Here is a 13,908-nt window from a genome sequence, read left to right as displayed (position 1 = left end):
CCGGTCGGCTGACCCCGAACACGACCGCGGTCGGACTCGATCGATACCTCGTCATGACGAGGATCGATCGGCCGGCCGCGATTGTGTTTGTATGACCAAGTCACGTATCGCATCGACCACCGCCGCAGCAGCAGCACTCGCACTGACCGTCGTCGGACTGAGTGGGTGCGCGCAGGTCCATCAGCAGGTCGGCGACGCCTGGTCGGTGACGTACGAGGTGAGCGTCGATGCTCCCGAGTCCGTCACGCTCCATGACGTCCGCTTCCAAGGCGCCGAGCGACGGGGCGCTGCTCCGACGACGAACGAACGGTCAGCGGTGTCGACGACGAGCGACACGAAGTCGGCGGCACAGACCTGGACGCACGAGTCGATCGTCCTCACCGACGATCCCGCGTCGGTCCGCGCCACTCCCCCGGCGGAGCGCACGGCCAGCTGTCGCATCCTGCTCGACGGCAAGAAGGTCATCGCCGAGGAGCACGGCCGCGCCGGTGCACCCGTCCGCTGCGCCGCCACGACCCCCGACTTCGACTGACCGCCCGAACCGCGCCGGCCGAGCCACCGAGCCGCCGGGCGAACCGCCAGGCGAGCCGCCGAGCCGCCGAGCCGCCGACGTCAGTTCAGGATGAACTGCGCCGACTCCTTCGACGAGATGTTCCCGACCGCGACCTGCAGGTGGTAGCTCGCGCCCCCACCGGTCACCGACGGCCGTGAGGAGTCACACGTGGACGTCGACGACCGGGTGCGGTCCCACGCGATCGCCGGCGTGGTCAGGGTCTGCCCGGCCTTGATCGTGACGTCCTGGTTCGTCCCGCCGGTCTGGCAGTCCTTCGACGACCAGTACTGCTCCTCACCGGAGCTGATCGTGAGCACCTGCTGCGACGACCCGAGGTCCATGTGGCAGGACCCCGACCCGGTGTTCTCGATCGACATCGCGATCTTCGGGTCCTCGGTGGGGCCGTAGGCGCTCTTGTCGAGGACCGGCTTCAGCGTGATCTGGTTCTTGGAGCAGGTCGAACCGGAAGCAGCAGACGAAGAAGACGACGACGCCGAAGCTGACGGCGACGCAGAGGCCGACCCGGAAGACGGTGCCGAGGAAGCCGACGGCGACGGCGCCGACGACCGAACCGACGACGACGCAGACGGCGACGCAGACGGCGAGGACTCCGCCGCGGGTGCGCCGTTCCCACGCCCCACCACGATGAGCACGACGACGATCACGATGAGCAGGATCACTCCGGCCACGGTCGCGCGACGGCGCCAGTAGACGCCCGGCTTCTGCGGGCCGACGGGGTGACGGAACGACGACATGCGCACAGGGTAGACAACGCCGGGCGCGCCACGAGGGAACCCCGCCGAGCCGGGCGCGAAAGCGTCAGAGGATCTTCAGCATGCGGGTGTTGCCGAGGGTGTTCGGCTTGACCCGGGCGAGGTCGAGGAACTCTGCCACGCCCTCGTCCGAGGACCGCACGAGCTCCGCGTAGACGGACGGTTCGACGACCTGCTCGCCGATCTCGAGGTACCCGTGCTTCGCGAAGAACTCGACCTCGAACGTCAGGCAGAAGATCCGGGCGACGCCGAGCTCTCGCGCGTCGTGTTCGAGCGCCTCGAGCATCCGGTGTCCGACGCGCTTGTGGATCCAGTCCGCGTCGAGGGCGAGCGTGCGCACCTCGGCGATGTCGTCCCAGAACACGGCGAGGGCACCGCACCCGATCGGGACACCGTCCGGCCCCTCGGCGATCCGGAACTGCTGGATCGAGCCGTACAGCGCGACGTTCTCCTTACCGAGCAGGATCCGCCGGTCGACGTAGGGGGCGATGAGTCGCTGGATGTGCGGCACGTCCGACGCCAGCGCAGGTCGCACCAGGATGCCGTGGTCGTCCCGTTCGTGGAACGCGTGCTTCCCGTGCTCAGTCATCTCCCCCACCATAGTGCGGTCGGGGGACAGCGTTCCGGGTCGCGCCCAGGCGCACCCGCCTACCGTCCGGGACATGCCCCAGATCATCGAGACCATCGACGTCAACGTCCCCGTCAGCGCTGCCTACGGGCAGTGGACCCGCTTCGAGGAGTTCCCCCACTTCCTGGACGAGGTGGAGAAGATCGACCAGGTCGACGACACCACCACCGACTGGACCGTGAAGGTGGCCGGCCAGGAGCGCAAGTTCCGTGCGGTCATCACGGAGCAGCACCCCGACGAGCGTGTCGCCTGGACCGTCAAGGACGGCGAGACCGACCACGCGGGCGTCGTCACGTTCCACAAGCTGTCCGACAACGAGACCCGCGTCACCGCGCAGATCGACTGGGAGCCCTCCGGCTTCCTCGAGAAGCTCGGCGCCGCCGTCGGTGTCGGCGGCCACGCCATCAAGAAGGACCTGCAGAACTACAAGGAGCGCGTCGAGGCGGCACCCACGGACGCCGGCTGGCGCGGCGACGTCCAGGCCTGAGACCTGACAGAACACAGACGGGAGGCCCGGTGCCAGCTGGCACCGGGCCTCCCGTCTGTCTGGTGGGGACTCTAGGACTCGATCTCGCCCTGCGGGGTGGCGTCCGTTGCGGACTCCACGGCAGCGGCTCCGGCGAGGACCTCTTCGCGGCCCGGCTGACGCCCGGTCTCGAACTGGAACTTGCCGTCGGTGAAGTCCACCTTGACGTGGTCACCAGCGGTGAGCTCACCCTGCAGGATGTGCTCGGACAGCTGGTCCTCGACCTCGTGCTGCATCGCGCGGCGGAGCGGGCGAGCCCCGAGGGCGGGGTCGAACCCGACCTTGATGAGCTGCTCCTTCGCCGGGAGCGTGAGCTCGACGGTCATGTCGCGGTCGAGCATGCGGTCCGACAGACGCTTCACGAACAGGTCCACGATCTGGAGCAGCTCGGGTTGCGACAGCTGCGGGAACACGATCGTGTCGTCGACGCGGTTCAGGAACTCCGGCTTGAAGTGCTTCTTGAGCTCCTCGTTCACCTTCGCACGCATGCGGTCGTAGCCGACGCCCGAGTCACCCTCGACCTGGAAGCCCACCGGGCCACCGGCGATGCCCTGCGAACCGAGGTTCGTGGTCATGATGATGACGGTGTTCTTGAAGTCGACGACGCGGCCCTGACCATCGGTCAGACGACCCTCTTCGAGGACCTGCAGCAGCGAGTTGAAGATGTCCGGGTGGGCCTTCTCGATCTCGTCGAACAGGACCACGGAGAACGGCTTGCGGCGCACCTTCTCGGTGAGCTGGCCGCCCTCTTCGAACCCGACGAACCCGGGAGGGGCACCGAACAGGCGCGAGACGGTGTGCTTCTCGCCGAACTCCGACATGTCGAGGGAGATCAGCGCACCCTCGTCGTCGAAGAGGAACTCCGCAAGTGCCTTGGCGAGCTCCGTCTTGCCGACACCCGTGGGGCCGGCGAAGATGAACGAGCCGGAGGGACGGTTCGGGTCCTTCAGACCGGCACGGGTGCGGCGGATGGTCTTGGAGAGCGCCGAGATGGCCTCTTCCTGACCGATGACGCGCTGGTGCAGGGCCTTCTCCATGAAGACGAGACGCGAGGTCTCCTCTTCCGTGAGCTTGAACACCGGGATGCCCGTGGCCTGGGCCAGGACCTCGGCGATGATGCCCTCGTCGACGGTGCCGGACGCGGCGACGTCACCCGCACGCCACTGCTTCTCGAGGCGGAGACGCTCGCCGAGGAGCTTCTTCTCCTCGTCGCGCAGGCTCGCGGCCTTCTCGAAGTCCTGCTCCTCGATGGCGGCTTCCTTCGACCCGCGGACCGTCGAGATCTTCTCGTCGAACTCGCGGAGCTCCGGCGGCGCCGACAGGATCGACAGACGCAGGCGAGCGCCGGCCTCGTCGATCAGGTCGATGGCCTTGTCGGGCAGGAAGCGGTCCTGCACGTAGCGGTCCGCCAGGTTCGCCGCGGCGACGATCGCGCCGTCGGTGATGGACACCTTGTGGAACGCCTCGTACTTGTCGCGGAGGCCCTTGAGGATGTTGATCGCGTGCGGCAGCGACGGCTCGTTGACCTGCACCGGCTGGAAGCGACGCTCGAGTGCGGCGTCCTTCTCGAAGTGCTTGCGGTACTCGTCGAGCGTGGTCGCACCGATGGTCTGGAGCTCACCACGGGCCAGGAGCGGCTTGAGGATCGACGCGGCGTCGATCGCACCTTCCGCTGCACCGGCACCGACCAGCGTGTGGATCTCGTCGATGAAGACGATGATGTCGCCACGGGTGCGGATCTCCTTCGTGACCTTCTTGAGGCGCTCCTCGAAGTCACCGCGGTAGCGGGACCCGGCGATGAGCGACCCGAGGTCGAGCGAGTAGAGCTGCTTGTCCTTCAGCGTCTCGGGGACATCGCCCTTCACGATCGCCTGGGCGAGGCCCTCGACGACGGCGGTCTTGCCGACGCCGGGCTCACCGATCAGGACCGGGTTGTTCTTCGAGCGGCGGGAGAGGATCTGCATGACCCGCTCCATCTCCTTCTCGCGCCCGATCACGGGGTCGAGCTTGCCGTCGCGCGCGGCCTGGGTGAGGTTCCGACCGAACTGGTCGAGGACCTGCGAACCCTGCTGCGCGTTCTGCTGCTGCTCGCCGCCGACGGCGACCGCTTCCTTGCCCTGGTAGCCGGACAGGAGCTGGATGACCTGCTGGCGGACCCGGTTGAGGTCGGCGCCGAGCTTCACGAGGACCTGGGCTGCGACACCCTCGCCCTCGCGGATGAGGCCGAGCAGGATGTGCTCGGTCCCGATGTAGTTGTGGCCGAGCTGGAGCGCTTCGCGCAGGGACAGCTCGAGGACCTTCTTGGCGCGCGGCGTGAACGGGATGTGCCCGGTCGGCTGCTGCTGGCCCTGCCCGATGATGTCCTGGACCTGCTCGCGGACGGCGTCGAGCGAGATGCCCAGCGACTCCAGCGCCTTGGCGGCGACGCCCTCGCCCTCGTGGATGAGGCCGAGGAGGATGTGCTCGGTGCCGATGTAGTTGTGGTTGAGCATCTTCGCTTCTTCTTGAGCGAGGACGACAACACGACGGGCTCGGTCGGTGAATCTCTCGAACATGTGCTCTCCCTTGGCCCTTCGTACCGGGCCGACAGCTGCACCGGTCTCGTGTGAGTCCGGTCACGTACATCGAGAGTAACCAGCGCTCACCCCCTGGTCTGCCCCTGTTCGCCGTGGGCGTGACCTCGGGGCGCTGGGTGCGCCGATCGGCTCGTCACCGCGTGATCAGGTGCAGGGCGACCGCGATCAGGAGCAGCAGGACGTCGACCAGGAACAGCGCCGGCGCGAGACGGCTGGACCGGTGCAGGGTGCCGGCGGTGGTCACCAGTGCCAGCGCGAGCGCCCCGGTCAGGATCGGGCGACCGTCGGCGCTGACAGCCAAGATCGTCACGGCAGCGAGCGCGACGGACGCGCAACTCAGGGCTCTCGCGAGACCGACCAGCGTCTGGGTCCGGGCCACAGCAACCTCCAACGGAAAGGAGAGTGCAACATATCAGTCCGCGCCACCCGAGCGCGGCCGGTCGTCAGGCGCGGCGCGCAGCCCGGAGCAGGGCACGGCGGAAGCGACGCGGGTCGACGCCGAGCCGCTCGAGGACGTCGTGCGCCGCACCCATGAACGGGTCGTCGACACCGTCGAGCACGGCGAGGAGCACGTGGTGCGGACGGACGCGCTCGTTCGCACCGGCGACCTGTGCGGCACGGGCGAGGATCCGGGCGCCCGCCGGGGTGCAGGTGATCGTTCCGGCTTCGGACGGGTACGGCGCCGTCCCCGCTCCGACGAACACCCGGATCGCGTCGCGGAGCCGCTCGGGCGTGACGCCGTGGTGGTCGAGGACGTCGCGGAAGCGCGGGATGCCGGAACACAGCACGGTGGCGGCGACGAGCAGGTGCTCGGCGTCGACGAACCCGAAGCCCGATTCGCGGGACTCGTGTTCGGCGAGGAGGACGATCTCGCGGCCGTGCCGGAGGACGGGCACGGAGATGGAGAGCGTCGCGGTGTGCATGTATACAGAATATCGCATAGCGGCCGCGATGGAAAGACCCCGGACCAGGTCCGCCCGGTAGCATCCGGCGCATGGATCAGCCCGTCGTCGGCCTCGTCGTCCACCCGACCAAGAACGTCCAGGAGTCCGTCACGACCCTGCAGCGCTGGAACGCCTCCGGTCGCGGACGCCTGATCGCCCGCCGCATCGACGCGGCCCGGATCGGCGGGGTGATCGACGTGGTCGAGGACGACGAGTTCACCGGGACGGTCGACCTCGTGGTCGCCCTCGGTGGAGACGGCACCATGCTCGGGGCCATGCGCCTCGTCGCGAAGCGCCCGGTCCCGGTCCTCGGCGTGAACTACGGCAACGTCGGCTTCCTGGTCGAGATCGAACCGCCGGAGCTCGAAGCCGCGCTGGACCGTCTGTCCGCCGGCGACTACCAGCTCGAGCCGCACCACGCGCTCGAGGCCCGGCTGTCCTGGAGCGGTGCCCGCACCGACTACCTCGCCTTCAACGACCTCACGATCGTGCGGCGCCCCGGAGCCGGGCAGGTCTCGGCGGACCTCAGCGTCGGCGGGCTCGGGTACGGCTACTACCGCGCGGACGCCATCGTCGCCGCGACGCCCGCCGGGTCCACCGCGTACAACTACGCCGCCGGTGGCCCGGTGCTCTCCCCCGCGCTCTCCGGCTCCGTGGTGACCCCGGTCGCGCCGATGGCCGGCATCGACCGCTCCGTCGTGCTCGCCGCGCGTGAGCGCTACCGGTTCGAGATCGCGGAGGGCACCAGGAGCGCGGCGCTCGAGGTCGACGGGCTCGTGGTCGGCGAGGTCGCGACCGGCGCGCAGATCGACATGCGCCTGCGGAAGGACGCCGGCAGCGTGGTGCGCCTCGATGCCGAGCGGCACGGGCGGACGGGCCGTGTGAAGCTCAGCCTGCTCGACCTGCCGGTGCGCCCGGACCAGCTCGTCGAGCTCATCCCGAGCGACCTGCGGCAGAAGCTGCGGCGCGAGGTCGAGGACTGACGCCCTCCAGACATGAGTGTGGCCCGTCCGAGCAGTGCTCGGACGGGCCGTCCCATCACCCCACCGGATCGCCTTCCCACAGAACGACCCGGCTCCCCGAGCCGACGCGGTGAAGCGTCGGCCGAAGTGCTGCTGACCTACTCGGTCAGGTAGAGCTGCATGTCCTGCGAGACCGCCTTGGCGAACAGGCGCAGCTTCGCACGCGACTCGACACGGCTGACTGCCTGACGGGTCGTGTGCACGATCTTCGAGATCTCGTCGAGCGTCATCGGCTTGTCGTCATCGAGGCCGTAGCGCATGCGGATCACGTTGGCTTCGTCGCTCGGGAGCTCGGCGACGATCGAACGGATGTCGCGGTGCAGGAGCGTCGTCTCGGTGAGTTCGTTCGGGGACGCGGCGTCCTCGTCCTCGATGAAGTCGCCGAGCTCGCTGTCGTCCGAGTCGCCGACCACGGTGTGGATCGACACCGGCTCGTGCGAGCGGCCCTTGAGGTCGACGAGTTCTTCGACCGACATGCTCAGCTCCGCCGCGACTTCTTCCGGCATCGGCGCACGGCCGAGGTCGACGGTGAGGTCACGCTCGGTGCGCGAGATCTTGTTGATGAGCTCCACGGTGTGCACCGGGATGCGGATCGTGCGGGCCTTGTCGGCGAGACCGCGCGAGATCGCCTGACGGATCCACCAGGTGGCGTACGTCGAGAACTTGTAGCCCTGCGTGAAGTCGAACTTCTCGACCGCGCGGACGAGGCCGAGGTTGCCTTCCTGGATCACGTCCATGAAGGGGAGGCCGCGCTGCGAGTAGCGCTTGGCGATGCTCACGACGAGACGCAGGTTCGAGGTGATCATGCGCTCCTTGGCACGCTCACCGTCACGGACCAGCCACTTGAGCTCGCGCTGCAGGGCCTTCGGGAGTCCCTGCTCGGTGGCGAGCTTCTCGCCGGCGAACAGACCCACCTCGATCCGGCGGGCGATGTCTGCTTCTTCCTCAGCGGTGAGGAGCGAGAGACGCCCGATGTGGCGGAGGTAGTCGCCGACCTGGTCGACCGATGCGCCGCGGACGCCGGCGAGCTGCTCGTCCGCTTCGACCTCTGCTGCTGCGGTGTCGAGCGTGGTGCTCTCGACCTTGGCGCTGTCGGTCTTGGCGGTTGCCTTCTTCGTCCGGCGCGAACTGGTGCTCGGTGCTGCCGTTGCGATCGTCATGTGACTCTCCCTGCATTCGACGGTGATGGCCTCGTGGGGTGTCACTAGTGAAGCGGGCGAGGGGTGTACCCCACAAACGGAACCGAATGATTCCCAGGGTTCTCCGTGCTTCGTCATTGCGACTGCCCCCCACGGGGTACAGCGTGGGAACAGTGTGGTCCCCCTGCCGCCCCGAGATCAAGGGGATGTCGTTGTGTTTCCGGGATTGCATCGGTGTTTCTGGCGCGTTTCGGACGATGTACCCCGGGGTGCAGCGCTTGCCGGACAGGCAAAAGGGGTACGTCGGACCGGATCGGCGAGATCCGGCCTCCGTACCCCGTTGACCGAGCGAGCGGGGGTCACCACGACGGCTCGAGCCATCCGGCGCGGCGCTTCGACGCCTCATGGTCGGCGTCGCGGTCGTACTCGTCGTACTCGCTCTCGATGTCGCCGACGAGGCTGCGGGCACGGAGCATCTGGGTGATGGACATGGGGACGATGCTCACAGCGGCCGGCAACGACCGCGTGAACGGGCGGCGACGCTCAGACGTCGATGTCGTCGAAGTCGTCGAAGTCGTCGAAGTCGTCAGCGCCGACGACGTCGGCCCATCGCCCGTCGTCGCGAGCGGGGTCGCTCAGCGCGGCGTGCCCGAACGCATCGGCTGCATCGATGTCCGTCGGATCGTCCGATAGAGGAGTCGCCGGGTCCTCCGGCGCGGGTGTCGTCGGGTGCATGGCGCGCACGATCGCACCGCCCGGTGAACAGCGGGTGAAGCGCGCAACAGCGGGTAAGTGCGGAACATCGGGTAAGTGCGGAACAGCGGGTGGAGCGCGGAACAGCGGGTGGAGCTACTCCGCCGAGGCGGGTGCCGGCGCGCTCGCGCCGTGCTCACGCTCGAAGCGTGCACGCTCCTCGGCCTCGACCTTGGCGTAGGCGGCGCGCTCGGTCCGGTCGGCGCGCATGATCGCGCGCATGACGAACCAGAAGACGAGGCCGACGACGATGGTCGGCGTCAGGGCGAAGATGATCCCGGTCACGACTCCATGCGGCACCCGAGCATCTTAACCCCGGCGACTGGGCCTACTTGACGAGCGGGAACAGGATCGTCTCGCGGATGCCGAGGCCCGTGATGGCCATCAGCAGCCGGTCGACACCCATGCCCATGCCGCCCGACGGGGGCATCGCGTGCTCCAGCGCACGCAGGAACTCTTCGTCGACGCGCATCGCCTCGGGGTCACCGCCGGCGGCGAGCTTCGCCTGCTCGACGAAGCGCTCCCGCTGCACGACGGGGTCGACGAGTTCGGAGTACGCCGTCGCGAGCTCGAAGCCACGGACGTAGAGGTCCCACTTCTCGACGATGCCCGGGCGGGTGCGGTGCTCGCGGGTCAGCGGGGAGGTGTCGACCGGGAAGTTCATCACGAAGGTCGGCCGGTCGAGCGAGTCGATGACGAAGTGCTCCCAGAGCTCCTCGACGTACTTGCCGTGCGTGGCGTGCGCGACCTCGACCCCTTCGGCCGCGGCGAGCTCCTGCAGCTCGGACAGCGGCGTGGACGGCGTGATCTCGCGGCCTGCCGCTTCGGAGAGCGAGCCGTACATGTCGATGCGCGGCCACTCGCCACCGAGGTCGTACGTGGTGCCGTCGGGCAGCGGGACCTCGAGCGGCCCACCGGTCACGGCACGCGTGGCGTTCTGCACGAGCTCCTGCGTGAGGTCGGCCATCTGCTCGTAGTTGCCGTACGCCTGGTAGGCCTCGACCATCGCGAACTCGGGCGAGTGCGACGAGTCGGCGCCCTCGTTCCGGAAGTTGCGGTTGATCTCGAAGACGCGGTCGATGCCACCGACGACGGCGCGCTTCAGGAAGAGCTCGGGCGCGATGCGCAGGAACAGCTCGGTGTCGAACGCGTTCGAGTGGGTGACGAAGGGCCGGGCCGAGGCGCCACCGTGCTGGGTCTGCAGCATCGGGGTCTCGACCTCGAGGTACTCGTGGCCGGTGAACGTCTGGCGGAGCGACGCCATCACGGCGGCTCGGGCACGGACGGTCTCCCGCGCCTGGTCGCGGACGATGAGGTCCAGGTACCGCTGACGGACCCGGGTCTCCTCGTTGAGCTCGTTGTGCAGGTTCGGCAGCGGCAGGATCGCCTTCGCCGCGATCGCCCACTCGTCGACCATGATCGACAGCTCACCCCGGCGCGAGGAGATCACGCGGCCGTGCACGAACACGTGGTCGCCGAGGTCGACGAACTCCTTCCAGCGCGCGAGCGAGTCCTCGCCCACCTCGGCGAGGGACACCATCGCCTGGATACGGGAACCGTCGCCGGACTGCAGGGACGCGAAGCAGAGCTTGCCGGTGTTGCGGGAGAACACGATGCGCCCGGCGACGCCCACGACGTCGTCGGTCTCCTCACCGGTCTCCAGGTGCGCGTACTGCGCCCGGACCGCGGGGATCGTGGTGGTGAGCGGGAGCTCGGCCGGGTAGGCCTCGATCCCGGCTTCGAGGAGCCGCGAGCGCTTGTCGAGCCGGACCTGACGCTGCTCGTTCGTCTCCTGCTCGGCCAGTGCGGCGGCGTCGGCGATCGCGGTGTCGGTGGTGGCGGCGGTCTCGTCGGTCATGCGGGTGCGGCTCCGAGGGTCGTGGGGGATCGCACCGATGCTACCCGTCCACGTGCGCTCCCCCGGAATCCCGGCGACACCCCGACCGAGACTCGCCGACCGGCCACGAATCGGCCGCGGGACCGGTGCCGAGCGACGATGTCCGACCGGTGCGACGATGTCCGACCGGTGGGCGGGATGCGCGCGGGGAGTCGCGACCCCTCAGCGGACCGATGAAGCCGATCGGGCGTCGGAACCGACGGAACGCGAGCACTCAGCCCTCGAAGGCCCCGGCAGGGGGCCGCCCCTGCGCACGCAGCAGGAGCAGCGTCACCGACGACCCGACGTAGGCGGCCGCCACGAGCAGCATCACCACCGTCCCGAGCACGTCGAACGCCCCGATGGTGGACGCCCGGGCGCACAGGGCGTCCGCGACGAAGTACGCCGCGAGCAGGAACCCCGCGAACGGCCTTGCGGTCATCCGCCACCACGCCCGAGGCGGCTCGACGGGCTCGTCCTCGCCGCGGAAGAGCCGGACGCCGCCGACGACCATCGCCACGAGTCCGATTGCAGAGAGGAAGGGCACGGCCGCGTCCGGCAGGCCGATCGCCCACAGGAGCAGGGCGAGGAGGACCTCGACGACGGTGGCCCCCACGACGTACCCGACCTTCGCCTGGGCGGTGGTGATCCGGAAGCCCGACTCCGTCACAGCGCGGACTGCCCGTCGGCCGCGGCGAGCGCGTTGTCGACCGCGGACCGCACCAGGGCGCCGAGCACCCGCCCGGGGTGCTCCACGCCGATCCCGGAGAGGGTGCCGGCAGACTGGTCCACGATCGCGGTCGAGAAGCTCACGGCAGCTCGGACGGCGTCGGCGTACGCCGGCCGGTCGGCCTCTGCGACGACGAACGGCTCCGCCCCCATCTCCACGACGAGCGCCTGCGCGATCGGCAGCACGGGCGCCGGTGCGGTCACGGCGCAGTACGCGTCCCGCAGGCGGGCGAGGTCGACGCTCGTACCGGTGAACGCCATCGCGGGGTGGATCGCGAGCGGGATCGCGCCGGCGGCCATCGCGGGGGCGAGGACCCCGACGCCGTGGTCAGGGCTCGTGTGCACGACGAGCTGGCCCGGCTGCCAGATCCCGGCGTCCGCGAGCCCCTGCACGAGGCCCGCGAGCTGGTCGTCGGGCACGGCGAGCAGCACGAGTTCGCTCCGCTCGACCAGGTCCGGCGTCTCGAGCACGGGCACGCCGGGGAGCAGCGCCTCGGCACGGTCCACGCTCGACTCCGACACGGCGGTGATCCCGACGACGGCGTGCTCAGCGTTGGCGAGCGCGGCGCCGAGCACCGGTCCGACCCGTCCGGCGCCGACGACGCCGACCCCGAGTCGCCCGGCCCTCATCGGACCGCTCCGGTGGGTGGCACGTCGGACCACCCGACGGGAGGAACGACGGGCGGCGCGACATGCCCTGGAGCCGCCGCCTGCGGAACCGCAGGGTGCGCGTCCGGGGCGACCCGAGCCTCCAGGCCGTCGTGTCCGGCACCCGAGGCGGACCGCCACCGGTGGGACGTGTCGGTCGCGGCGGCCTCGATCGCGCGGTGCGCGGTCTCCGACCACAGCTCTTGTGCGTCCCGCGCGTCGAGCGCACCGACGGACGCGGTGACCGGGCCCTGCACGGTCTGCACGTGCACCGACGCGAGTCGGAGCAGCCGCTCCACCGGCCCCTGGGACACCTTCACGCTCTGCACGCGGGGCAGCGGCACGACCACGAGCGACCGCCAGACCGCACCGAGCCGGAGCAGCACCGCCCCCTGGACGAAGCGGTAGCCGTTGCGGCGCGCGGAGAGCGGCCGGAGCCAGCGCCCGCGGCGGGGCGAGTAGCGGAACCCGCCCTGGTCGCCCGACGTGGTGAGGCTGTCGTCGACGACGCTGACGGCCTCGGCCGAGCCTTCGCGGAGGAGGTCCTTCGAGGCGGACGGTCCGACGACGGCGCTGCCGACGAGTGAGGGCAGGATGATCTCGAGGACCTGCCGGACGTCGGCGGCGTCACCGACGGGCAGCACGATCGAGGACACCTGCTGGTTGTTCGACGCCCCGTTGCCGGCGTTGGTGGCCCGGTTGATGCGGACGTCCCACCAGCCGAACGGCCGCCACATCAGCGGCTGCGCGACGCTGACGGCGTGGATGCGCCCGGGCGGCAGCGTCTCGTTCGTGGTCGAGACGAGCCCGAAGCCGATCCGGATGCCGTCCCGGGTGTCCGCGATCGTGTACTGCAGCGACTTCGAGAACTTCCGGACGTAGTACCCGCCGGCGCCGATGACGGCCGGGAACAGCGACACGAGCAGGAAGTACTGGCCGGTGATCGCGATGCTCACGATGATCGCGGCGACGGCGAGCAGGATGAACACCGTCGTGCCGGAGAGCACCATCGACGCGATCAGCCGGCCGGGCTTCACCTTCACGATGCGCGTGGCGTGCACGGCGGACGGATCGAGTTCGGGCGAGAGGAACTCGTTCACCCGGTCCTGGACGCGGCCGTTGCTGTGGCGCTCGCCCGCTTCCGTCTCGTCGTCCTGCGCACCGGAGGCGAGCACGAGGATCCGCTGCCGGAGGTCGTCGGCGGCCCTCGCACCGAGGTAGGCGAGCTGCACGTTCGCGTCGTTGCCGGCCTGTGCGATCTCGAGCCGGGCGGTCCCGAAGATCCTCGGGACGAGCGGCCGGGTGATGTTGATGCCCTGGATCCGGTCGAGCCGCGCCTTCCGGTGGTTCCGGAAGAGGACGCCCGAGCGGACCTCGACGATCTCGCCGGTGACCCGGAACTCGTGCATCCGCCAGGACAGGTAGAACAGGCCGATCAGCACGATGAGGAACCCGGCGATGCCGAGCAGCACCCAGCCGACGGCGCCGTGCTCGTACACGTACCGGACCGGGTCGCCCTCTTCCGAGGGGCCGCCGCCGCCCGGGATGATCATGTCGAAGAGGGTGTCGCGGAGGTTGTTCAGCACGATGCCGAGCACCACGATGAGGAAGATCCCACCGCGGAGCAGCGGCGTCAGCGGGTGCAGGCGGTGCCACTCGCCGTCGGTCAGGGGAGCGGCGGCGGCAGCGTTGCCGCTGCGGGGCGGTGCCGGCGGCGGAGGGCCGGGTCGGAACGTCACGG

General features: G+C 69.6%; 16 protein-coding genes. 3 read left to right on the top strand and 13 right to left on the bottom strand.

Annotated features, from left to right (window positions below; all coding sequences use genetic code 11):
• Positions 1 to 91: 91 nt before the first annotated feature.
• Positions 92 to 532 (top strand): hypothetical protein, encoded by a 441-nt coding sequence (locus EDF24_RS03455; RefSeq protein ID WP_123701101.1) that lies wholly within the window; start codon positions 92 to 94, stop codon positions 530 to 532.
• Between the two features lie 80 nt (positions 533 to 612).
• Here EDF24_RS03455 and EDF24_RS18810 read toward each other — a convergent pair whose 3' ends face one another.
• Entirely contained in the window at positions 613 to 1,308 is a 696-nt protein-coding gene (locus tag EDF24_RS18810) for a hypothetical protein (RefSeq protein WP_148070776.1), read from the bottom strand.
• Positions 1,309 to 1,372: 64 nt separating this feature from the next.
• Complete coding sequence (locus EDF24_RS03435) at positions 1,373 to 1,915, bottom strand: amino-acid N-acetyltransferase (RefSeq protein WP_185017346.1); 543 nt, start codon at positions 1,913 to 1,915, stop codon at positions 1,373 to 1,375.
• A gap of 73 nt (positions 1,916 to 1,988) precedes the next feature.
• Between EDF24_RS03435 and EDF24_RS03430 the strand changes: the two genes are divergently transcribed.
• Positions 1,989 to 2,441 (top strand): SRPBCC family protein, encoded by a 453-nt coding sequence (locus tag EDF24_RS03430; protein ID WP_123701098.1) that lies wholly within the window; start codon positions 1,989 to 1,991, stop codon positions 2,439 to 2,441.
• 71 nt (positions 2,442 to 2,512) lie between these two features.
• Here the strand turns inward: EDF24_RS03430 and EDF24_RS03425 are convergent, their stop codons facing one another.
• From EDF24_RS03425 to EDF24_RS03415, 3 genes are all read right to left on the bottom strand, one after another.
• A complete protein-coding gene (locus EDF24_RS03425) occupies positions 2,513 to 5,035 on the bottom strand; it encodes an ATP-dependent Clp protease ATP-binding subunit (protein ID WP_123655177.1) in 2,523 nt (840 codons plus the stop codon).
• 154 nt (positions 5,036 to 5,189) lie between these two features.
• Positions 5,190 to 5,366 carry a hypothetical protein gene (locus EDF24_RS19000; RefSeq protein WP_165931343.1) on the bottom strand — a complete coding sequence of 59 codons (177 nt, stop codon included), beginning with the start codon at positions 5,364 to 5,366 and terminating at the stop codon, positions 5,190 to 5,192.
• A 133-nt stretch (positions 5,367 to 5,499) separates the two neighbouring features.
• Entirely contained in the window at positions 5,500 to 5,979 is a 480-nt protein-coding gene (locus EDF24_RS03415) for a Clp protease N-terminal domain-containing protein (protein ID WP_165931344.1), read from the bottom strand.
• Between the two features lie 71 nt (positions 5,980 to 6,050).
• Between EDF24_RS03415 and EDF24_RS03410 the strand changes: the two genes are divergently transcribed.
• Positions 6,051 to 6,983 carry an NAD(+)/NADH kinase gene (locus tag EDF24_RS03410; protein ID WP_123655175.1) on the top strand — a complete coding sequence of 311 codons (933 nt, stop codon included), beginning with the start codon at positions 6,051 to 6,053 and terminating at the stop codon, positions 6,981 to 6,983.
• Positions 6,984 to 7,120: 137 nt separating this feature from the next.
• On the opposite strand, the gene EDF24_RS03405 is transcribed toward EDF24_RS03410, so the two are convergent.
• The 8 genes from EDF24_RS03405 to EDF24_RS03375 all read right to left on the bottom strand — a co-directional run bounded on the left by EDF24_RS03405 (position 7,121) and on the right by EDF24_RS03375 (position 13,906).
• Positions 7,121 to 8,182 (bottom strand): sigma-70 family RNA polymerase sigma factor, encoded by a 1,062-nt coding sequence (locus tag EDF24_RS03405; protein ID WP_123655174.1) that lies wholly within the window; start codon positions 8,180 to 8,182, stop codon positions 7,121 to 7,123.
• Between the two features lie 338 nt (positions 8,183 to 8,520).
• On the bottom strand, positions 8,521 to 8,652 hold the full coding sequence (locus EDF24_RS19460; RefSeq protein WP_260233343.1) for a hypothetical protein: 132 nt from the start codon (positions 8,650 to 8,652) through the stop codon (positions 8,521 to 8,523).
• Between the two features lie 52 nt (positions 8,653 to 8,704).
• Positions 8,705 to 8,896 carry a hypothetical protein gene (locus tag EDF24_RS03400; RefSeq protein ID WP_123701095.1) on the bottom strand — a complete coding sequence of 64 codons (192 nt, stop codon included), beginning with the start codon at positions 8,894 to 8,896 and terminating at the stop codon, positions 8,705 to 8,707.
• 114 nt (positions 8,897 to 9,010) lie between these two features.
• Positions 9,011 to 9,214 (bottom strand): hypothetical protein, encoded by a 204-nt coding sequence (locus EDF24_RS03395; RefSeq protein WP_123655173.1) that lies wholly within the window; start codon positions 9,212 to 9,214, stop codon positions 9,011 to 9,013.
• A 28-nt stretch (positions 9,215 to 9,242) separates the two neighbouring features.
• Positions 9,243 to 10,772, bottom strand: a complete 1,530-nt coding sequence (gene lysS, locus EDF24_RS03390; protein ID WP_123701094.1) for a lysine--tRNA ligase — start codon at positions 10,770 to 10,772, stop codon at positions 9,243 to 9,245.
• A 253-nt stretch (positions 10,773 to 11,025) separates the two neighbouring features.
• Positions 11,026 to 11,460, bottom strand: a complete 435-nt coding sequence (locus EDF24_RS03385; RefSeq protein ID WP_123701093.1) for a hypothetical protein — start codon at positions 11,458 to 11,460, stop codon at positions 11,026 to 11,028.
• Positions 11,457 to 12,149: a Rossmann-like and DUF2520 domain-containing protein gene (locus tag EDF24_RS03380; protein ID WP_185021541.1), complete on the bottom strand. Its 693-nt coding sequence runs from the start codon at positions 12,147 to 12,149 to the stop codon at positions 11,457 to 11,459. Before EDF24_RS03380 ends, EDF24_RS03385 begins: the two co-directional genes overlap by 4 nt.
• The gene (locus tag EDF24_RS03375) at positions 12,146 to 13,906 is read right to left on the bottom strand and encodes a PH domain-containing protein (protein ID WP_123701091.1); all 1,761 of its coding nucleotides are present in this window, start codon (positions 13,904 to 13,906) and stop codon (positions 12,146 to 12,148) included. Before EDF24_RS03375 ends, EDF24_RS03380 begins: the two co-directional genes overlap by 4 nt.
• Positions 13,907 to 13,908 lie beyond the last annotated feature (2 nt).

It is taken from the genome of Curtobacterium sp. PhB130, from assembly GCF_003755165.1.
In the GTDB taxonomy this organism is placed as follows: Bacteria; Actinomycetota; Actinomycetes; order Actinomycetales; family Microbacteriaceae; genus Curtobacterium.
The sequence above is the reverse complement of the archived record's forward strand: the minus strand, read 5'-3'. Positions and strand labels throughout refer to the sequence as shown.